General features: G+C 69.1%; 19 protein-coding genes, 1 pseudogene, 1 riboswitch and 1 other annotated feature. Of the genes and pseudogenes, 18 read left to right on the top strand and 2 right to left on the bottom strand.

All coding sequences use genetic code 11. The features are described 5' to 3' along the window. A protein-coding gene (locus tag AC5YDA_RS13240; protein WP_496193103.1) for an IS3 family transposase occupies window positions 1-1,223 on the bottom strand; the annotation gives its coding sequence in 2 pieces (ribosomal slippage) (window positions 1-929 and window positions 929-1,223; 1,224 coding nt annotated over the 2 pieces). This gene is flagged as partial in the annotation. Continuing rightward, window positions 796-945: a sequence feature (AL1L pseudoknot), on the bottom strand. (Overlaps the previous gene by 150 nt.) A 55-nt stretch (window positions 1,224-1,278) precedes the next feature. Here AC5YDA_RS13240 and AC5YDA_RS13235 point away from each other — a divergent pair. The 10 genes and pseudogenes from AC5YDA_RS13235 to AC5YDA_RS13190 form a co-directional block, all read left to right on the top strand. Further along, window positions 1,279-1,584 (top strand): annotated as a pseudogene (locus tag AC5YDA_RS13235) (ATP-binding protein); the annotation flags it as partial. Window positions 1,585-2,108: 524 nt separating this feature from the next. Continuing rightward, on the top strand, window positions 2,109-2,801 hold the full coding sequence (locus AC5YDA_RS13230; RefSeq protein ID WP_496193102.1) for an N-acetylmannosamine-6-phosphate 2-epimerase: 693 nt from the start codon (window positions 2,109-2,111) through the stop codon (window positions 2,799-2,801). Between the two features lie 118 nt (window positions 2,802-2,919). Then, on the top strand, window positions 2,920-4,434 hold the full coding sequence (locus AC5YDA_RS13225; RefSeq protein ID WP_496193101.1) for a PTS transporter subunit EIIC: 1,515 nt from the start codon (window positions 2,920-2,922) through the stop codon (window positions 4,432-4,434). A gap of 14 nt (window positions 4,435-4,448) precedes the next feature. Next, a complete protein-coding gene (locus AC5YDA_RS13220; RefSeq protein WP_496193100.1) occupies window positions 4,449-4,928 on the top strand; it encodes a PTS sugar transporter subunit IIA in 480 nt (159 codons plus the stop codon). A 10-nt stretch (window positions 4,929-4,938) separates the two neighbouring features. Continuing rightward, window positions 4,939-5,739, top strand: a complete 801-nt coding sequence (gene nagB / locus AC5YDA_RS13215; RefSeq protein ID WP_496193099.1) for a glucosamine-6-phosphate deaminase — start codon at window positions 4,939-4,941, stop codon at window positions 5,737-5,739. Beyond that, on the top strand, window positions 5,736-6,851 hold the full coding sequence (gene nagA, locus AC5YDA_RS13210; protein WP_496193098.1) for an N-acetylglucosamine-6-phosphate deacetylase: 1,116 nt from the start codon (window positions 5,736-5,738) through the stop codon (window positions 6,849-6,851). The genes nagB and nagA overlap by 4 nt, the downstream gene beginning before the upstream one ends. Then, the gene (locus tag AC5YDA_RS13205) at window positions 6,848-7,732 is read left to right on the top strand and encodes a PRD domain-containing protein (protein ID WP_496193097.1); all 885 of its coding nucleotides are present in this window, start codon (window positions 6,848-6,850) and stop codon (window positions 7,730-7,732) included. The genes nagA and AC5YDA_RS13205 overlap by 4 nt, the downstream gene beginning before the upstream one ends. 262 nt (window positions 7,733-7,994) lie before the next feature. Beyond that, window positions 7,995-8,255 (top strand): ArdC-like ssDNA-binding domain-containing protein, encoded by a 261-nt coding sequence (locus tag AC5YDA_RS13200; protein WP_496193096.1) that lies wholly within the window; start codon window positions 7,995-7,997, stop codon window positions 8,253-8,255. Between the two features lie 2 nt (window positions 8,256-8,257). Next, a complete protein-coding gene (locus AC5YDA_RS13195) occupies window positions 8,258-8,515 on the top strand; it encodes a hypothetical protein (RefSeq protein WP_496193095.1) in 258 nt (85 codons plus the stop codon). A gap of 226 nt (window positions 8,516-8,741) precedes the next feature. Continuing rightward, a complete protein-coding gene (locus tag AC5YDA_RS13190) occupies window positions 8,742-10,319 on the top strand; it encodes a cation:proton antiporter domain-containing protein (RefSeq protein ID WP_496193094.1) in 1,578 nt (525 codons plus the stop codon). 14 nt (window positions 10,320-10,333) lie between these two features. Here AC5YDA_RS13190 and AC5YDA_RS13185 read toward each other — a convergent pair whose 3' ends face one another. After that, window positions 10,334-10,852 carry a hypothetical protein gene (locus tag AC5YDA_RS13185; protein ID WP_496193093.1) on the bottom strand — a complete coding sequence of 173 codons (519 nt, stop codon included), beginning with the start codon at window positions 10,850-10,852 and terminating at the stop codon, window positions 10,334-10,336. Window positions 10,853-11,069: 217 nt separating this feature from the next. Between AC5YDA_RS13185 and AC5YDA_RS13180 the strand changes: the two genes are divergently transcribed. The 8 genes from AC5YDA_RS13180 to AC5YDA_RS13145 all read left to right on the top strand — a co-directional run bounded on the left by AC5YDA_RS13180 (window position 11,070) and on the right by AC5YDA_RS13145 (window position 20,492). After that, window positions 11,070-11,948 carry a fructose bisphosphate aldolase gene (locus AC5YDA_RS13180; protein WP_496193092.1) on the top strand — a complete coding sequence of 293 codons (879 nt, stop codon included), beginning with the start codon at window positions 11,070-11,072 and terminating at the stop codon, window positions 11,946-11,948. 152 nt (window positions 11,949-12,100) lie between these two features. Then, window positions 12,101-13,102: a class II fructose-bisphosphatase gene (gene glpX / locus AC5YDA_RS13175; RefSeq protein WP_496193091.1), complete on the top strand. Its 1,002-nt coding sequence runs from the start codon at window positions 12,101-12,103 to the stop codon at window positions 13,100-13,102. Between the two features lie 182 nt (window positions 13,103-13,284). Next, window positions 13,285-14,622: an L-lysine 6-transaminase gene (gene lat / locus AC5YDA_RS13170; protein WP_496193090.1), complete on the top strand. Its 1,338-nt coding sequence runs from the start codon at window positions 13,285-13,287 to the stop codon at window positions 14,620-14,622. Beyond that, window positions 14,619-15,923: a 2-oxoadipate dioxygenase/decarboxylase gene (gene hglS, locus AC5YDA_RS13165; protein ID WP_496193089.1), complete on the top strand. Its 1,305-nt coding sequence runs from the start codon at window positions 14,619-14,621 to the stop codon at window positions 15,921-15,923. The genes lat and hglS overlap by 4 nt, the downstream gene beginning before the upstream one ends. Next, window positions 15,920-17,455: an L-piperidine-6-carboxylate dehydrogenase gene (amaB, locus tag AC5YDA_RS13160; RefSeq protein WP_496193088.1), complete on the top strand. Its 1,536-nt coding sequence runs from the start codon at window positions 15,920-15,922 to the stop codon at window positions 17,453-17,455. The genes hglS and amaB overlap by 4 nt, the downstream gene beginning before the upstream one ends. 73 nt (window positions 17,456-17,528) lie before the next feature. Further along, window positions 17,529-18,413, top strand: a complete 885-nt coding sequence (locus AC5YDA_RS13155; protein WP_496193087.1) for a GH25 family lysozyme — start codon at window positions 17,529-17,531, stop codon at window positions 18,411-18,413. A gap of 16 nt (window positions 18,414-18,429) precedes the next feature. Next, window positions 18,430-18,558, top strand: a riboswitch (FMN riboswitch). A 98-nt stretch (window positions 18,559-18,656) separates the two neighbouring features. Further along, window positions 18,657-19,463 (top strand): ABC transporter permease, encoded by an 807-nt coding sequence (locus AC5YDA_RS13150; protein WP_496193086.1) that lies wholly within the window; start codon window positions 18,657-18,659, stop codon window positions 19,461-19,463. A 21-nt stretch (window positions 19,464-19,484) separates the two neighbouring features. Then, a complete protein-coding gene (locus AC5YDA_RS13145; RefSeq protein WP_496193085.1) occupies window positions 19,485-20,492 on the top strand; it encodes an ABC transporter substrate-binding protein in 1,008 nt (335 codons plus the stop codon). Window positions 20,493-20,494: the final 2 nt, after the last annotated feature.

Here is a 20,494-nt window from a genome sequence, read left to right as displayed (position 1 = left end):
CTCGTACTCGGCGGGCGGGACGAGCCCGATCTCGCCGTGGAGGCGCCGGTGGTTGTACCAGTCGACGTACTCGGCGACGGCGATCTCGACATCGACCACGGACTTCCAGCCGCCTTGGGGTCGCATCACGGGGTTGCGGATGCACTCGGCCTTGAACAACGAGTTGAGTGCCTCGGCCATGGCATTGTCATAGCTGTCACCCTTGGACCCGACCGATGCGACGGCCTCGGCCTCGGCGAGCCGCTCGGTGTAGCGAATCGCTCGGTACTGGACGCCGCGGTCGCTGTGGTGGACCAGACCAGTGACATCTTGGCCGGCGCGCCGGCGGGCCCACAGCCCCATGTCGAGGGCATCCAGGGCCAGATCGGTGCGCAGGCTGGTCGACACCTGCCAGCCCACGACCATCCGGCTGAACACGTCCAGCACGAACGCCACGTAGGCCCACCCGACGTGCGTCCGGACGTAGGTCAGATCAGCCACCCACAACTGGTTCGGGGCGCCGGCGACGAACTCGCGCTTGACCAGGTCCTCGGGACGCTCGGTCTGCGCGCCCTGACCGATCGTGGTCTTGCGAATCTTTTCCCGCGGGATGCCGCGCAGGCCGTCGTTCTTCATCAGCCGCTCGACGGTGCACCGGGCGACCTTGGTGCCCGTCCGGTTGAGCTCGGCATGGACCTTGCGGGCACCGTAGACGCCCAGGTTGGCCTGGTGCGCGGCCCGGATCTGGCCGACGAGTTCGGCATCGCGGAGCGCGCGGGCCGACGGCGGACGATCCCGGGCGGCGTAGTAGGTGCTCGGGGCGATCTGCACACCAGCTGCCTTCAACACCGTGCAGATCGGCTCGACCCCGAACCGGTCGCGGTACTGGTCGATGTAGTCGACCAGCACCCCGACGGGCACCGCTACCTGATCTTGCGGTCGAGCTCCGCGGCCGCGAAAAAAGCCGCGGACGTCTTCAGGATCTCGTTGGCCCGACGCAGCTCGCGGACCTCGCGCTCGAGCTCGGCCAGCCGAGCCCCGTCATCGGTCGTCGTGCCGGGCCGCACCCCGCCGTCGACCTCGGCCTGACGCACCCAGTTCCGCAACGCCTCCGGGTGCACCCCCAGTTGGTCGGCGACCCGCTTGATCGCCCCACGCGCCGACTCCGGGTCCCTCCGCGCATCCAACGCCATCCTCGTCGCCCGCTGCTGCAACTCAACGCTGTACTTCCTCGCTGCTGCCATGACTCTCATCATCCCTTCCCAGGACTGAGAGCCTCCATCAGACCCGGGGCCATTCAAACTGCGCCGCCTCGCCAGATACCCGCTGCTGGTCGTCGACGAGGTCGGCTACATCCCGTTCGAACACGAAGCGGCGAACCTGTTCTTTCAACTGGTGTCCTCCCGCTACGAGCGCGCCTCCCTGATCGTCACCTCGAACAAGGAGTCCGGACGCTGGGGCGAGGTCTTCGGCGACGACACCGTCGCCGCCGCGATGATCGACCGGCTCGTCCACCACGCCGACGTGATCGCCCTCAAGGGCGACTCCTACCGGCTCAAAAACCACGACCTGGGCCGCATCCCGACCCCGATCGAGGACACGTAACCAACGCAGAGGGGTCCGTTTTCAACCGTCGCAAAGGGGTTCAGATTCAGCCGTCGTTGACACCCTCGACCTACTCACTCCCGGCCTGAACGAAGCATCTGTGACCCCGCCTTCGGCCGTGTCGAACCACTGGTCGCCGAGCGCCCTGCCCAGGCGTTCGGCCCGCCTCGACGAACTCCACTTCACTGCACCTTGCCCAGGCTGCGCACGCGGATGGAGAACGAACGCGCCCTGGGGTCTCGTTCATCTACGACGCGCAAACCTGGTGCCGAGGCGACCACCCAGTGGCTCCTCCTGCCCCCGTCGCCTCAAGCAAGCCGGTCAAGGCACACGTGACGTCGCGGTGTGGCGGTGTTGAGGTCGCAGTGAGACCGCGGGTTGTATCGACCTCGTCGGCGTGCTAATTTTCCTCGCAGCGCTACGTCGCGCTAGTCATCGGGATTGTAACTTTCGGCAAAACTCGAGACGTGCCCCTCCCAGTCCGTCTGGCCTGGTTTGTTCACGCTCGAGTTTGCGAGGTATCGATGACTGATCCCACCCTGCTGAATCACTTGCGCGGCGGCTTGGTTGTGTCCTGTCAAGCGTTGCCCGGCGAACCTCTTTATGCCGAGGCCGGGGGTGTAATGCCCCTGATGGCTCTGGCCGCAGAGCGAGCGGGAGCGGCCGGGATCCGTTCCAACTCGGCGCGTGACGTGCGTGAGATCAAGGCCGCGGTGTCGTTGCCGGTCATCGGTTTGGTGAAGCGGGAGTATCCGCCCTTCGACCCGTACATCACCGTCACCATGGCCGAGGTTGACGACCTGATCGAGGCCGGTGCTGACGTGATTGCGCTGGACGCCACGCTGCGTGCCCGCCCGGACGGCAAGACCCCCGCCGAGTTCATCGACGAGATTCGTGCCTCCCACCCGGGCATCGTGCTGATGGCGGACATCTCCACCTACGACGAGGGCATCGCCGCAGCGGGGGCGGGGGTCGACTTCGTCGGCACGACATTGAGCGGCTACACCCGCCAGTCCCAGGACGCTCCGGCCCCGAACTTCGACCTGGTCGAGCGGCTGGCTCGGGACGCCGCGGTGCCGGTGATCGCCGAAGGCCGCATCCGGACCCCGGAGCAGGCCCGCAGGATGCTCGGGCTTGGCGCATTCTGTGTCGTCGTCGGCGGGGCCATCACTCGGCCGCTGGAAATCGCGACCGAATTCGTCAACGCGTTGCGCTGACTGTCAATCCTGCACGCGGCGATTCGCCTCGACAGCGCTGACCCGATGCACCATGCCCCCCTTCTTTCGTCTCTTCGAAACCTTGCCCTGACGGGCCCCGAAAAAGAAAGTTGATCCCGTGTTCAAGACACTCCAAAAGATCGGCAAGTCGTTCATGCTGCCGATCGCCATCCTGCCAGCGGCGGGCCTGCTGCTTGGAATCGGTGGCGCCTTGTCCAACCCCAACACAGTGCAGGCGTACCCTGCGCTCGCCCATCCGGTCCTGCAGGGTGTCTTCAGCGTGATGGCGGCTGCGGGCAGCGTGGTGTTCGCCAATCTTGCCCTGCTGCTGTCCATCGGTCTGTGCATCGGTCTGGCCAAGCGTGACAAGGGCACGGCGGCCCTCGCGGGCATCACCGGCTACATCGTGATGGTCGGCACTATGCAGGCGTTGCTGAAGCTGACCAACCCCGAGGGGTCGATCGACACCGGTGTCGTTGGGTCGCTCGTCATCGGCGCAGTGGCAGTGTGGCTGCACAACCGTTACTACAACATCCAGCTGCCGCCGTTCCTTGGCTTCTTCGGTGGATCTAGGTTCGTTCCCATCGCGACGGCCTTCGCTGCCATCTTCGTTGGCGCGTTGTTCTTCCTGGTGTGGCCGCCGATCCAGGCCGGCATGGTCGCCGCGGGTACCGCGATCGCCAGCTGGGGGCCTGTCGGCACGTTCTTCTACGGTTTCCTGATGCGGCTTTCCGGAGCCGTCGGCCTGCACCACATGATCTACCCGCTCTTCTGGTACAGCCCGCTCGGCGGCACCGAGATTGTGGCCGGCGCGCAGGTCGCGGGTGCGCAAAAGATCTTCTTCGCCCAGCTCGCCGACCCCAACCATGTGGGGATGTTCACCGAAGGAACCCGCTACTTCGCCGGTCGCTTCGCGACCATGATGTTCGGCCTGCCGGGCGCCTGCCTGGCGATGTGGCAGTGCGTCCCGAAGGATCGCCGCGCCAAGTACACGGGCCTGTTCGCCTCGGTGGCGCTGACCTCATTCGTGACGGGCATCACCGAGCCCATCGAGTTCATGTTCCTGTTCGTCGCTCCATGGCTCTACGTTATCCACGCCTTCCTCGACGGTGTCTCGTTCTTCGTGGCCGACGTGCTCAACATCAACATCGGCAACACCTTCTCGGGCGGCGTCATCGACTTCACCCTGTTCGGCATCCTCCAGGGCAACGAACGCACGCACTGGCTCTACGTCATCCCGATCGGGTTGCTGTGGTTCGCCCTGTACTACTTCCTGTTCCGGTTCCTCATCAAGAAGTTCCACGTCGCCACCCCCGGCCACCTGGAAGACACCGAAGCCGACACCGCCACCACCGAGTCGACACCCGTCCCGGCTGGTCAGGACGCGCTCCGGACCGAGGCAGCGAGCGTCCTCGCCGCGCTGGGCGGCCCGGAGAACCTCGAGGACGTGGATGCCTGCATCACCCGCCTCCGAGTGGCGGTGAAGGATCCGGCCAAGGTCGACAAGACTGCCCTGAAGCGACTTGGCGCGACCGACGTGTTCGAGGTCAGCGGCGGTGTCCAGGCCGTCTACGGCGCCAAGGCGATCCTGTACAAGAACGCCATCAACGAGTCCCTCGGAATCCTCGACTGAAGGGAAGAAACACCATGTGGAACCCGTTCAAGAAGACTCCCGGGCAGGAGAACGTGTACGCCCCGGTCCAGGGACGTGTGGTCACCCTGGATGAGGTGCCCGACCCGGTCTTCGCTCGCCGGTCGATGGGCGACGGCTTCGCCGTCGAGCCCAGCGAGGGCACCTTCCGGGCGCCGGTCAACGGCGAATTGATCCTGGTCGCCAAGACGCTGCACGCCTTCGCGATCCGTACGGACGCTGGCGCCGAGGTCTTGGTGCACATCGGCATCGACACAGTGAAGCTGAAGGGAGCGGGTTTCACAGCACAGCGGGCTCAGGGCGACCGGGTCAAGGTGGGCGACCCGGTCATCACTTGCGACCTCGCCGATATGGCCGGCAAGGTGCCCTCGATGACGACGCCGGTGATCGTGACCAACGGCAAGGCGTTCACGATTTCGGTCACCGACCTCACTGCCAGCGAAGGCGCCCCCGTGGCAGCTGTCGCGAGGGTCTAGAGAGGCAGCGATGGAGGTCATCATTTGCCGCAACGGCCAAGATGTCGGGCGGGTCGCCGCAGCCAAGGTGGCACGCGTGGTACGGGAGCGTGGCGCCGACGTGGTCATCGGCCTCTCCACCGGGTCCTCCCCCTTGGCCACCTACGCAGACCTCTCCCGCAGGGTCGAGTCTGGCGATCTGGACCTGTCACGCGCGTGGGGCTTCGCGCTCGACGAGTACGTGGGCCTTCCGAAAGGTCACCCGGAGAGCTACGCCGAGGTGATCCGCAAGACCGTCACCGAGCCACTGAGGATGGACCCGGCCAGGGTGGTCACCCCCGACGGCTTCAGCCAAGACCTCCAAGCTGCCGCGTCCCGCTATGAGCAACAGATCAAGGCAGCCGGGGGCGTCGACATCCAGATCCTTGGAGTCGGCGCCAACGGCCACATCGGATTCAACGAGCCCGGCTCCTCGCTGGCCTCCAGGACCCGGATCAAGACGCTCGCCAGCCTCACACGCAACGACAACAGCCGGTTCTTCGACTCCTTGGACGAGGTGCCACGCCACTGTCTGACGCAAGGGCTCGGCACAATCATGGACGCCAAGGAGGTGCTAATGGTTGCACAAGGGGAGAACAAGGCCAGGGCGGTCGCCGCCTTGGTCGAGGGCCCGGTGACTGCGACTTGGCCCGGGTCGGTGCTTCAGCTCCACCCGCTCGCGACCGTCGTTGTCGACGAGGCTGCCGCCTCACTGCTGGCCAACGCCAACTACTACCGAGAGACATACGACTTCAAGCCAGCTTGGCAGCGTTTCGAGGATCCGGTTACATGATCATCGAAGCTGGCCATGTCGTCACCGCAAATGGGCTTCTGGCACCGGGGTGGGTGCAGATCGAGGGCGACCGGATCATCCAAGCGGGCGGGGGCCAAGCCCCGTCCGCCCCCGATGAGCGCCATCCGAACATGTGGCTCGCCCCGGGCTACGTCGACGTCCACGTGCACGGTGGTGGCGGTTCGTCCTTCAGCACCACCTCCGACCGCGAGATCAGCCGAGTGCTGGCCGCCCACCGGGCTCGCGGAACGACGACCATGGTGGCCAGCCTCGTGACTGCGAGCCCCGACGAGCTGCGGCGCCAGGTCGCGGCACTAGCCGCTCGCGTGCACATTGGCGACCTGGCTGGCATCCACCTGGAGGGTCCGTGGCTCAATCCCGAGCGCAAGGGCGCCCACGAGGCCGGGCTGCTGGCAGACCCCGACCTCGACCTCATCGCCGAACTCCTCGACGCGGCCAACGGTGCCATCCGAATGGTCACCCTGGCCCCGGAACTGCCCAACGGTGTCGAAGCGACCGAGCTCTTGGTCTCGCGAGGCGTCGTGGTCGCGGTCGGCCACACGGGGGCCACCTATGCCGAGTGTCAGGCGGCGATCAACGCGGGCGCCCGGGGCGCCACCCATCTCTTCAACGCAATGCCACCCTTGCACCACCGCAACCCCGGCCCGATCCTGGCGTTACTCACCGATCCCCGCGTGCACGTCGAGCTGGTGTTCGACAACGTGCACGTCGATCCGGAATTGGCGGTGTTCGCGTTGCGGACGGCCGGCGCCCGCGGCGTCCTCGTCACTGACGCCATGGCCGCGGCAGGCCAACCCGATGGTCATTACCGACTCGGATCACTAGACGTCACAGTGACCGATGGTGTCGCAGTCCTGACGGGCAGCGACACCATCGCGGGAAGCACCCTCACCCTCGACGCCGCAGTGCGTAACGCCCACGCGGCCGGGCTCACCCCAGTTGAGGCGATCCAGGCAGCCACGTGCCAGCCGGCGGACTACCTCGACCTGGCCGACGTTGGCCGGCTCGAGGCAGGGTTCCGCGCCGACATGGTCATGCTCGACAACGAGCTACGTGTGCGACGCGTCATGATGAATGGGGTATGGCTGTGAGCGAGCGAATCCTCATCCGGCGTGTGTACAACAACAACGTGGTGCTCGGCACGGACCCCGATGGAACCGAAGTGGTGTTGCTGGGCAAGGGGCTGGGTTTCCAACGCAAGCCCGGCGAGTTCATCGACCCCCACGGCAGCCAGCGATTCGTCGCGGACGGCGCATTCAAGGCGACCCAGGTCGCCAACGTCCTCAGCGACGCCACCCTCGAGGAGACCGACCTAGCACGTCGGATCGCATCCCTGGCGCGCGATGAGCTCGGCGTCAAGGACACCCAAGCCGTGATTCTGCCCATCCTCGACCACCTCACCTATGCGGTCCGCCGCGCCGCCCAAGGCGTCACGATCGACTTCCCGCTCCGATGGGAAGTCGCCCAACTCTTCCCTGCGGAGTCAGCCCTGGGCCGGCGTGCCATGGAACTCGTCAACTCCAAGCTCGGAATCCGGCTCCAGGACGATGAATGGGTCGCGTTCGCGCTGCACTTCATCAACCAGTCGTGGGCCGGAGGTGACCTCAGCAAGACCGTGTCGATGACCTCGACAATCGGACACTGCTTCCTGTTGCTCCAGCATCAATGGGGAACGCCCATCGACCAGAACTCGATGAGCGCCGCACGCTTCGTCACCCACATCCGCTACCTGTTCGTGCGCGCCTTCGAAGACCGGCAGCTCAACGACCTTCATATCGACGTCATGGCATCGGTACGAAAGACCTACCCGGCCGCGGCCGACGCCGCCATCGCCTTGGCACGCCTCATTGCCGAGGCTGTCGAGCGAAATCTCACCAACGATGAGGTCAGCTATCTCGCCCTTCACACCAGCCGCCTCTACGCCGAGATCCATGGAGACCCGTCATTGGGCTCATCACAGTCGAGGGTTTAGAAGCGGGGTGATCTGGGGCGGCGCGTCGGTCGGGGGCGTGCAGGTTCTGCCGAGGCACGTGGCAAGTCGTTGCCCCAGTTGGTCCGCGACCACCGGCAGACGCTGGACGACCTGTCGGAGCTGGTCGATCGCACTCACGAGCTCGGGCACGGGGACCCCACCGATGGGACCATCCAGGCCACCCTGCGGGGGGCCCTGGCCGAACGCGACGACGTGACCGGACGCCGCAGCCTGATCGAGGCCGCCCGGGCGTTCACAGACCATGAGCGCCGTCCGCGATCCGGCCGTCGCCGAGGAACAGCGCCGCGCCACCATGGAGTTGCTGCACGAGCAGATCAGCCAGGGCATGACCCCAGTGGCGGATGACTGGGCCGCCCACCTGAGCTTCGCCCGCAGCTTCCATGACTACAGCTTCCCCAACCGCGTTGCCCTGTACCCCCAGAACACCGGGGCCAACCACGTGCCCAGGTACCGAGCTTGGCTGGCCATGGGCCGCCAGATGCGGCGTGGGAAAAGGCCCTGAAGGTGCTCGGGCCCGTCACCGCACGCGTCCAGAAGCTCGACTCGTCGGGGTGGCCCATCCCCGGTGTCGATGGCACGCCGCAGGCCGAGCGCAGACTCGTCGGCGTGAAGCCCGTATCGGTGTTCGACGTCTCCCAGACGGACGGGGACCCGCCGGCCGAGCAGCCCGAGGCCAAGCTGAATGGTCAAGCCCCGCCCGGTCTGTGGGAGGAGCCGCAGTTGCTCGTGGAGGGGCAAGGGTTCACCGTGCCCCCGCGGTGACTGCGGCGGCGCCAACGGGCTCACCCTTTTCGGCAGCCGTGAGGTCCCAGGTCCGTGAGGATATAGACGATGCTCCGTGGGTTCTGGGTTCGATCCCCAGTGGGCACACCCGTGGTTCCCACGACGCACCCGGCACGCCGCCAGCCATCTGTCTGACGCGACGTCACGGACACCGTAGAGTCGGGTCACCGGACGCCGGGGTCCGGCCGACGCATCGAGGAACCCCATGGACGTCGTCGCCCTGTACCTGGTCGTGACGCTGCTCGCCGGGGTGGTGGCCGCGCTCGTCCGGCTGCCGCCGCTGGTGGGGTTCCTCGCCGCGGGGTTCGTGCTCAACGCGTGGGCAGTGCCCGACCTGCAGTACCTCGACGCGCTGGCCAACGCGGGCGTGACGATCCTGCTGTTCACGATCGGCCTCAAGTTCGACGTGCGCACCTTCACCAAGGCACGGGTGTGGGGGACAGCGTCCGCCCACATGCTGCTGACCGTTGGGGGCGGTCTCCTCGTGGCTGTCATCGCAGGACTGCTCCTGCCCGACAGGGGGCCCGACTGGCGCACAGCCGGTCTGGTCGCGTTCGCGCTCTCGTTCTCCAGCACCGTCTTCGTGGTCAAGGTGCTCGACGATCGCGGCGAGGGTCAGTCGCTGGTCGGCCGCACGGCCATCGGCATCCTCATCGTGCAGGATGTGGCTGCTGTCGCCTTCATCGCCGTCACTCAAGGCTCTTACCCGACGCCCTGGGCGTTGGCGCTGCTCCTGCTCATCCCCGCTGCGTGGCTGGGCCGCCGCTTGTGGCACCGCCTGCACCACGGTGAGCTCGAGGTGCTCGTCGGGGTCACCCTCGCGCTCGTCCCCGGCTACCTGGCCTTCACGGCGGTGGGGCTCAAGGGTGACCTGGGGGCGCTCATCGTCGGGATGCTGTTGGCCGGCCACCCGCGCGCGGGCGGCTTGGCGAAGACGCTGCTGGGGTTGAAGAACCTGTTGCTGGTTGCGTTCTTCGTGGGGATCGGGCGTCACGGCGTCCCATCGATGACCCAGGTGGCGATCGCCGCAGCTCTGATGCTGGCCCTGCCGATCAAGGCCGCGCTGTTCGGCGTCCTGCTGCGGTGGGGTCGCCTGCGCAACCGCACGTCGACCGCGGGCGGGCTGGTGCTGGCCAACTACTCGGAGTTCGGCATCATCGTCGCGGCGGTCGCGGTGTCCACCGGCATCCTGCGCGACGACTGGCTGGTCACCATCTCGCTGGCGGTCGCGCTCAGCTTCGTGTTGGGCGCGGTGGTGAACGGACACCGACCCGCACTCGTCCGGCGGCTGTCGGACCTGCTGCCCGATCGACCCGAGGCGGTGCTGCACGTCGAGGACCGGCACATCGACGTGGGCAACGCCCAGGCGATCGTGCTGGGCATGGGCCGCATCGGGGCGGCCGCCTACGACCGGCTCGTCGCCGAGCACCAGCTGCCGACCATGGGGATCGAGTTCGACCCGGTGCGCGTCCCGAGGCTGCAGGAGTCCGGGCGTCACGTCATCGAGGGCGACGCCAGCGACGCCGAGTTCTGGCATCGGATCAAGGACATGGGCAGCCTGCGCGTGATCGTCCTCGCCATGCCCGCCCAGAGTTCCAACCTCGAGGCGCTCAGGCTCGTGCACGCGACCCCGTTCGGGGGGGTCGTCGCGGTCGTCGCGCGCTACGAGGAGGACGCCGACGAGGCCATCGCGGCGGGCGCGCACGCCGTGGTCAACGTCTTCGCCGGTGCCGGCGCCGAGTTGGCCGACGTCGCCGTCGCCAAGATCGAGCGCCGCCCCTGAGGATCGTCCGGGCGTCAGTCGCAGTTGCCGCACACGCCGGTGGTCGTCAGCTCCAGGAAGCAGCGCGGGCAGTACTTGGGAACGCGCTCCACGCGAGCGGGCGTCTTCGCAGCGGGCGTTCGGGGGGTTCTGGCGGCGGGCGCCCGGGTGCCGGTGGTCCGGGTGCCGGAGGTCCGCGGGGCCGGAGGCCGGAGCCCGAACGTGGACAGCGTGATGCCGGGCCAATCGGGTGCGCACTCCTCGTTCACCCACGGCTTGGGGAACGTGAGGTACCCGGGCGCGATGACCATGACGGTGCGGTCCTGGGCGTCGACGCAGCGGACGTAGGCATCATCTGCGGTGCGGCTGAACCGGGTGGCTCCGACGCGGGCGAGGTGTCGCACCAGGACCTGGTTGTCGGCGTCCGACCAGTGGCTGTTCCAGTCCAGCGCCTCTGCGCGGGTCATGGTGCGCCGCCCGGGGGCGGCCAAGGACGCCCGCAGGCGCTCCAGTTCGATTGTGTCTGGACGGTTGGTCGCGGGCTGGGAGGTCATGCTCTGAGCCTACGCACTCGCCGGGGTCCGAGCTGCTGAGGTGGGTGGGACGGACGCGTGAGGACCCGGGGCACCGTCTCCTGCACGGCCGGCCGATCGGTTCCGGCCACCCGGTCCGTTCACGCCTCCGGCGCTCCCGGAAGGGTCACAATGGAAGGGGGAGACCGGGCGTCCCGGACCCGCCGGCCCGCTCGGACCCCTGGTCCCGGGAGGTGCCATGAACGAGCAGATGTTCGCCAAGATGAAGGATGCGCCGGGGTTCATCGCGGCGCTGGACCAGAGCGGCGGCAGCACGCCCAAGGCGCTGCGGTTGTACGGCGTCGAGAGCTGGGCCGATGACGCCGAGATGTTCGACCGCGTGCACGAGATGCGCGCGCGGATCATGACCAGCCCGAGCTTCGACGGTGACCGCATCCTCGGCACCATCCTGTTCGAGGACACGCTCCGCCGCGAGGTCGGGGGCCGGCCCACGCCCGACTACCTGTGGGACGTCAAGCGCATCGTGCCGATCCTCAAGGTCGACAAGGGCCTTTTGGAGCACGAATCGGGGGCTCGCCTGATGAAGCCCATGCCCGATCTGGACGCGGTGCTGGCGGCGGCCCGCGACCAGGGCGTGTTCGGCACGAAGATGCGCGCGCTCATCGAGGAGCCCGGCGCGGGGCTCGCCGCGGTGGTCGCCCAGCAGTTCGACATCGGACGCCACATCCTGACCTCCGGTCTGGTGCCCATCCTCGAGCCCGAGGTGGACATCAAGAGCCCCCTGAAGGCGGAGGCCGAGGAGCAGCTTCACGACGCACTCCTGGCGGGGGTGGACGCGCTGGGCGACGGCGAGGTGGTCATGCTCAAGCTGACGCTCCCCGAGAAGGACGACCTGTACCGCGACCTGATCGAGCACGACAAGGTGCTGCGCGTGTTCGCGCTGTCGGGCGGCTACACGCGGGCGGAGGCCAACGAGCGCCTGACCCGCCAGCACGGCATGACGGCCAGCTTCTCCCGCGCCCTGACCGAGGGGCTGCGCGTGGACCTCTCGGCGGAGGAGTTCGATGCGGCACTGGACGAATCCGTCGCCAGCATCTACGCCGCGTCGACCACCTGATCGCCCCGGGCCGCGTCCCGCCCGCGGGCTGTCTGCCCGAAGGTGGGCCGCGGGGCGGCCCTGTGTGCACGATCCGGGCCCATGGGGGACGATGAAACAGGACACGGCCGGCCGATCCGGGTCGGGCCGACGACGAGGAGGTCTGGGGTTTCATGGGACGGGTCATGCTGGAGGGTCACAACCTGGGGCTGGATCTGATGCGCGCGACCGAGGCCGCGGCGCTGGCCGCGGGGAAGTGGGCCGGCCGCGGTGACAAGGAGTCGGGCGACAAGGCCGCGGTGGACGCGATGCGGTCGATCCTGAATCACGTCGACATGGACGGCACGATCGTCATCGGCGAGGGCGAGAAGGACGAGGCGCCCATGCTCGCCAACGGCGAGAAGGTCGGCACCGGCAAGGGCGACAAGATCGACATCGCGGTCGACCCGGTCGACGGCACCCGCCTGCTGGCGTGGGGCATGCGCAACTCGATCGCCGTGCTCGCGGCTGCCGAGGGCGGCACGATGTACGACCCGCACATGTGCTTCTACATGGAGAAGCTCGTGGTCGGCGCCGACGCCGCCGACGTCATCGACCTCGACGCCCCGATCGGCGACAACATCGCCAAGGTCGCGAGGGCGAAGGGCAAGGACGTCTCCGAGATCGTCATCGGCGTCCTCAACCGCGAACGCCACAACGACCTGGTCCGCCAGATCCGCGAGGCCGGCGCCGCCACCCGCATGTTCACCGACGGTGACGTCGCCGCGGCCGTCGCCGCTGCGACCGACGGCGTCAAGATCGACATGCTGGCCGGGATCGGAGGCAGCCCCGAGGGCGTCGTGACCGCCTGCGCCATGAAGTGCCTGGGCGGCCGCATCCTGGCCCGCCTGCACCCCACCACCGACGAGGAGCGCCGCCGCACCGCGGAGGCCGGCTTCGTCGTCGACAAGGTGCTGGACACCAACGACCTCGTCTCCTCCGACAAGACCCTGTTCGTGGCCACCGGCATCACCGACGGTGACCTGGTCGACGGCGTCCGCTACCTCCCCGGCGGCGGTGCGCGCACGCACTCGGTCGTCATGCGCTCGGCGTCCGGCACGGTGCGGTGGGTCGAGGCCCACCACCACCTCGACAAGATCAGCACCTGGGCGAAGATGTACGGCGACCAGGCCTGAGAAGCGCGACACCCCGGGTGCGGCTCCCTGTGGAGCCGGACCCGGGGTGTCGTGGTGTCAGGGCCGGGCGCCGAGAATTCTCCCTCCCACATCGGAGGCGGAGCCGCCGCTATGTGAAGGTTTGAAGGATTCTCAGGAGATAAGCGTAGATTTTGCGGAGCACGCGCCCGTATTCTCTCGTAATGATTGAAGCGCTCTCGTCCGCCGCGACCAGTTCGATCCGCCCCGCCGAGGTCTTCGACAGCCTGCGCCGTCATCTCCTCGTTGATGGCATGCCCCTCGTCCTGGACCTCAAGCGTTCCCGGGGCACGACCCTCGTCGACGAGGCGACCGGGGACGAGTACCTCGACATGTTCACGTTCTTCGCCTCCAACGCCCTGGGCATGAACCACCCGGGCCTCACCGACGACGAGGAGTTCAAGGCCGAACTCCTTGAGGCGGCGATGAACAAGCCGTCCAACTCCGACATCTACACCGTGGCGATGGCCCGCTTCGTCGACACCTTCGCCCGCGTCATGGGGGCACCTGAGCTCCCGCACTACTTCTTCATCGAGGGCGGTGCCCTCGCTGTCGAGAACGCACTCAAGACGGCGTTCGACTGGAAGTCCCGCCTCAACGAGCGGGAGGGTCGCAACCCGGAGCTCGGCACCCAGGTCATGCACCTCACCGACGCCTTCCACGGCCGCTCGGGCTACACGATGAGCCTCACCAACACCGACCCGAACAAGGTGGCGCGCTTCCCGAAGTTCACGTGGCCGCGCATCGACTCCCCGTACTGGGCCAGCGAGCGCGACATGGACGCCGTCGAGAAGCACGCGCTCGGCCAGGCAACCGCCGCGTTCGAGGCCCACCCCCACGACATCGCGGCCTTCATCATGGAGCCCATCCAGGGCGAGGGGGGCGACCATGCCTTCCGCTCCAGCTTCCTGCGGGAGATGAAGGAGCTCGTCCACCACCACGACGCGCTGTTCCTCCTCGACGAGGTGCAGACCGGCGGGGGGATGACCGGTACGCCGTGGGCCTGGCAGCACCACGGCGTCGCGCCGGACGTGATGGCCTTCGGCAAGAAGCTGCAGGTGTGTGGCATCACCGCCGGCGGTCGCGTCGACGAGGTGCGCGGCAACGTCTTCGAGACCTCCAGTCGCATCAACTCCACGTGGGGCGGCAACCTGACCGACATGGTCCGCTCGCGCCGCATCCTCGAGATCATCGAGGCCGAGGGCCTGATGGCCAACGCCCGCACCGAGGGTGAGTACCTGCTGGGACGCCTGCGTGACCTGGCCGAGCGCCACGCACTCGTCGGCAACCCGCGCGGCATCGGCCTGATGTGCGCGATCTCGCTGCCCGACCGAGCCATCCGCAACGAGGTGATCCGCCGCCTCGCCGACGAGGAGCGCGTCCTCATGCTGGGTTGCGGCGTCCGGTCGCTGCGCCTGCGCCCGCCGCTGACGGTGACCCGCGGCGTCCTCGACCGGGCGGTCGACGCACTCGACCGCGTCCTCACCACCCTGGAGGCATGATGCGCGACACGCATCAGTTGCGAGCTGACTTCGCCCGGTCCCTGTCGACGATGTACGGAACGGAGGTGCCGGCCTACAACACGCTCGTGGACGTCTCGACGGCGGTGAACACCGACTACGTCCGGGCCCACCCCGAGCGGGCCGAGCGGCTGGGCAGCATCGACCGCGTCACCGCCGAGCGGCACGGGGCCATCCGCGTGGGCACCGCGCGCGAGTTGGCGCGCGTCGCGCAGATCTTCGCCGCGCTGGGCATGGAACCGGTGGGGTTCTACGACCTGCGCGGAGACGCCGCGACGTCCCTCCCGATCGTGTCGACCGCCTTCCGGCCGACCACCAGGGAGGCTCTGGCGATCAACCCGTTCCGTGTGTTCTGCTCGGTGCTGGTCACCGACGACCGCCGCTACTTCGACGAGGCCACGCAGGCGGAGCTCGACGCCTTCCTGACCGGTCGCGAACTGTTCGGCGACGCCGTCGTCGAGCTGGCCGCCAGGGCCGAACGCGAGGGCGGGCTCGCCGAGGCCGAGGCGGTGGAGTTCCTGCGTGGCGCCACCGCCTGCTTCGAACTGTCGGACGAGCCCGTCGACCGCTCCTGGTACGAGCGGCTGTCGCGGATCTCGGGGGTGGCGGCCGACATCGGCGGCGTGACGAGCACGCACATCAACCACCTCACCCCGCGCGTGCTCGACATCGACGACCTCTACGCCCGCATGAGCGCGCTGGGGATCACCATGATCGACGAGATCCAGGGCCCGCCGCGCTGGGAGGGTCCGGACGTCCTGCTGCGCCAGACCTCGTTCAAGGCGCTCGCCGAGCGCCGCCGGTTCCGCGAGGCGGACGGCTCCGTCGTCGACGGGACGCTGTCGGTGCGTTTCGGGGAGGTGGAGCAGCGCGGCATCGCCCTCACGCCGAAGGGACGCGACCTGTACGACCGGCTCATCGTCGAGATCGACCAGCGGGCGGCGGGGCTGTCCGCGGCCGAACGCGACGGGGTCAAGGTCGACGTCTGGCGGGCGCACTGGCCCGTCGACGAGGATGGCCTCGCCGAGCAGGGCCTGGCTTTCTTCGAGTGGGTCGACGGCGTCCGCACGCCGATCGTCTACGAGGACTTCCTGCCGCGTTCGGCGGCGGGCATCTTCGCCTCGAACCTCGACAACGCCGGTAGCCGGGACACCACCCGCGAGGGCTCGCACCGGGACGAGCGCTGGCTCGCCGAGGCGATGGGCAGAACGGTGCACGACCCGATGGAGCTGTACGCGGCCCAGCAGGAGGCCTCCCGGGATGCCGGGAAGGGGGAGCGATGATGAAGACCGCCGAACTCCGCGACCGCGCGTTCGCGGCACTGGACGCGCTGGGCGTCGACCAGGACGCCTGGCTCACCGGCGAGGGGGCCGTGCGCGCCCGCACCCCGATGACCGGGGCCGACCTGACCGGCGTCCGCACCCACACCGCCGACGACGTGGCGGACGCCGTGGGCCGTGCCGCCGACGCCTTCCGGGTCTGGCGCGAGGTTCCGGGGCCGGTTCGCGGCCGGCTGGTGAAGCGTTTGGGTGAGCTGATCGGCCAGCACAAGGAGGACCTCGCCGCGCTCGTCACGATCGAGGCCGGCAAGATCCACACCGAGGCGCTCGGCGAGGTCCAGGAGATGATCGACATCTGCGACTTCGCCGTCGGCCTGTCCCGCCAGCTGTACGGCCGGACGATGCCGAGCGAGCGCGTCGGGCACCACCTGCGGGAGACCTGGCAGCCGCTGGGGGTGGTCGGGGTCATCTCGGCGTTCAACTTCCCGGTGGCGGTGTGGTCGTGGAACACCGCGATCGCACTCGTGTGCGGTGACCCCGTCGTCTGGAAGCCGTCCGAGGCGACGCCCCTGTGCGCGCTCGGCTGTGATGCCCTGCTCCGCCGCGCCATGGCCGAGGTCGGCGCCCCCGAGGGCCTGCACGCCGTCCTCATCGGCGACCGGACGATCGGCGCGGCGCTCGTGGACGATCCCCGCGTCGCGCTGCTGTCGGCCACCGGCTCCACGCGCATGGGCCGCGAGGTGGGCCCGCGCGTGGCGGCCCGGTTCGGCCGCTCCCTGCTGGAACTCGGGGGCAACAACGCCGTCATCGTCACCCCGTCGGCCAACCTCGACCAGGCCGTCAGCTCGATCGTGTTCGGTGCCGCCGGGACGGCCGGGCAGCGCTGCACCTCGACGCGGCGCCTCCTGGTGCACCGCTCGATCGCCGACGAGGTCGTCGCCCGCGTCGCCCGTGCCTTCGAGTCGCTGCGGGCCGGCGACCCGTTCACGGACGGCGTCCTGCTGGGCCCCCTGCTCGACGAGAAGGCCTTCACCGCGATGCAGGACGCCCTGAGCGCGGCCCGCGCCCAGGGCGGCGAGGTCGTCACCGGCGGTGAGCGCGCGACGTTCGAGGGGGAGGGGGCCCACGAGGGTGGCTTCTGGGTGCGCCCGGCGCTGGTGCGCATGCCTGCGCAGGAAGGCGTCGTGCTCACCGAGACGTTCGCGCCGATCCTGTACGTCCTGACCTTCGACGAGTTCGACGAGGCACTGGCGCTGCACAACGCGGTCCCGCAGGGTCTCTCGAGCGGCCTGTTCAGCAACGACGTGCTCGAGGCGGAACGCTACCTGGGACCCGCCGGCGCGGACACGGGCATCGCGAACATCAACGCGGGGACGTCCGGGGCGGAGATCGGTGGCGCGTTCGGCGGGGAGAAGGAGACCGGCGGCGGTCGCGAGTCGGGGTCGGACGCCTGGCGCGCGTACATGCGCCGGGCGACCAACACGATCAACCACTCCGGATCGGTCCAGCTGGCCCAAGGGGTCGACTTCGGCTGAAACGCCGTCATGGATCGCTTTCGGGCGACGTCGGATGTCGAGTTAGGGTGGAACGGTGGTGAGAGTGCTGGGAATGCGCGGACGCTGGGCCGTCCTGGCCGTGGGTCTTGCCACGGCCGGGTGCGTCGCCCCCGCCGTGCTGCCGGGCCCGCAGCCGCCCGCCCGGGTGTCCACCTCCACGGCCCCGGCGTCCGAGATCGCCGCTGCCGGGCCCGCCGCGACGTCCGCCCCGGACGCCGGCGTGTCGACGGTGCCGGCCGACCTTGCCGCCTCGGCCCTCGAACCCGCCACGTCCGCGGCCACGCGGCAGTTCGCCCCGTGGCGTCAGGGGGAGGGGATCGCGGGCTTCGACGTGTCCCGCTACCAGGCCAACGTCGACTGGGTCGGCCTGGCGCAGTCGGGACACGCCTTCGTCTACGTGAAGGCGACCGAGGGCACCGACCACCGCAGCCCCACCCACGACGACCAGCGCGTCGCCGCGCGCAAGGCGGGTCTCGTCCAGGGCGCCTACCACTACGCGCGCCCGGGGCAGTCCTCGGGCACGCTGCAGGCGCGCTTCTTCCACTCCGCGGGCGGCTCGTGGTCCGCCGATGGCCGCACCCTGCCCGGTGCCCTCGACCTGGAGTTCGCCGAGCGCGGTCCGCAGTGCCACGGGCTGGGGCAGGACGAGATGCGGACGTGGGTGCGCGAGTTCTCGGACGAGTACCGCCGCCTCTCGGGCCGGGTCCCGGTCATCTACACCAAGGCCGAGGTGTGGGACACCTGCACCGGCGGCGACACCTCCTTCAAGAACCACCCGCTGTGGTTGTTCGACCACGCGGACGCCCCCGGCCGGCTCCCCGTCGGGTGGGAGCGACCGACCCTCTGGCAGCGCGGCGTGGTCGACAACCTCGACCGCAACGTGTTCTTCGGCTCCCGCGACCAGCTCGTCTCGTGGGCTTCAGCCCCCCTGCGCTAGGGTGGCCCCGAACACACACGTGCTCCGGGGTCGGTGAAAATCCGAACCGGCGGTGACAGTCCGCGACCCAGTGGCCCTCGGGCCCTGGCTGACCCGGTGGAACTCCGGGACCGACGGTCAGAGTCCGGATGGGAGGATGCACGAGCGTCTTCGGCGTACGCGCACACGGGCGGACCGCTCGCGCAGCTGGGGACGCGGTCTCCTCCCGACCCATGCCCCGGGTGCCGAGGCATGGGGGGAACGATGTCCAGCAGCTCACCACGCGAACGCGTCCGGGTCAGGCCGACCGGCCTGTACGCCGCCGCGCCGTGGCTGTTCGCCGGGCTCCTGCTCGTCGGCTGGGGTCTGGTCGTCGCCCTCGCCGCGCCGCCGGCGTATCTGCTGCCCGCGCCGGGGGCCGTCCTGGACCGCCTGGTCGCCGGAGCCGGCAGCCAGCGCTTCCTCGGGGCGACCTGGTCGACCTTCGGTGAGGCCGTCGGGGGCAGCGCCCTCGGGGCGGCCGTCGCGCTGCCGTTGGCCATCGGGATCCACCGCAGCCGCCTGCTCAACGCCGCCATCACCCCGTTCCTCGGCGCGACGCAGGCGATCCCGGCGATCGCGCTGGCGCCCCTGCTCGCGATCTGGGTCGGCTACGGCATCGGCCCCATCATCCTGCTCTGCGCGTTGATGGTCTTCTTCCCGATCCTGGTCTCGTCGGTGGTGGGCCTGCGCCACGTCGACCACCTCGTCGTGGACGCCGCCCGCATGGACGGCGCAGGCTCGCTCGCGCTGCTGCGCCACGTCGAGCTCCCCCTGGCGCTGCCGAACATCCTGGCCGGCCTCCGCAACGGCTTCGCCCTGTCCGTCACGGGCGCCGTCGTGGGCGAGATGGTGATGGGCGGCGACGGCCTGGGGCAACTCCTCACCGTGCAACGCGACTCCGTCGACACTGCGGGCATGGTCGCCACGATCGCCGTGCTGTGTGCCATGGCGTCCGGCCTGTACGTCCTGATCCACCTCGTCGAGCGGCGCTCCCGCACCGTGGCCTCGCTGCTCCGCACCCCAGCCTGACCCCCGTCGAAAGGAAACACCATGACCCGCATGTTCCGCGCCGGACTGGCCCTGCTGGCCGTCGTCGCCCTCGTGCTGACAGGCTGCGCCCGGACGCCACCCGCGCAGCAGTCCTCGGGGCCGGCCCGGACGACCATCGGCCTGACCTACATCCCCGACGTCCAGTTCGCGCCGTTCTACGTGGCCGACGCCGAGGGCATCTTCACCGCCAACGGCCTCGAGGCGACCCTGCGGCACCACGGCGCCCAGGAGGGGCTGTTCACCGCGCTCGTCGCAGGGCAGGAGCAGTACGTCATCGCCGGGGGCGACGAGGTCGTCCAGGCCCGCGCCGAGGGCATGGACCTCGTCGCGATCGGGCAGTACTACCACTCCTACCCGGTCGTGCTCATCGTTCCGGACGCCTCGTCCGCGCGGTCCGTCGCTGACCTCGCCGGCCAGCGGATCGGCCTCCCTGGCCGCTACGGAGAGTCGTGGTTCGGCCTCAAGGCCGCCCTGCACGAGGCCGGGCTGACCGAGGACGACGTCGAGGTCGTCGAGATCGGCTACACCGGCCAGGCCGCGCTCACCACCGGCAAGGTGGACGCCGTCGTCGGCTTCTCCAACAACGACGCGGTCCAGTTCCAGCTGGCCGGCATCCCGACCAGGACGATCCCGCTGGCCGAGGGCGGCGTCCCGCTGGTCTCCATCGTGCTCGCGACCACGCGGGAGAACCTCACCCGCAATCCGGAGACCGCCCGCAAGGTGGCGAAGTCGATGGTCGCCGGCATCGAGAAGGTCGTCTCCTCCCCGGTGTCCGCCATGGAGGCCTCCCGCACGCACGTCCCGACCCTGGACCAGGTCGGGGCCGAGGCGTCCGCCCGCGCGACCCTGGATGCCACGATCCCGCTGTGGAGGCCCACGTCGGGTCGGGTGACCGGACAGATGGACGAGAAGGCGTGGAACGACATGTCGGCCTTCATGCGCGAGGCGGGCCTGATCAAGACCGACGTACCGGCCGACCAGGCCATGACCAACGACCACCTGGGGTGAGG

This window comes from Propioniciclava sp. LT294 (assembly GCF_059516005.1).
The sequence above is the reverse complement of the archived record's forward strand: the minus strand, read 5'-3'. Positions and strand labels throughout refer to the sequence as shown.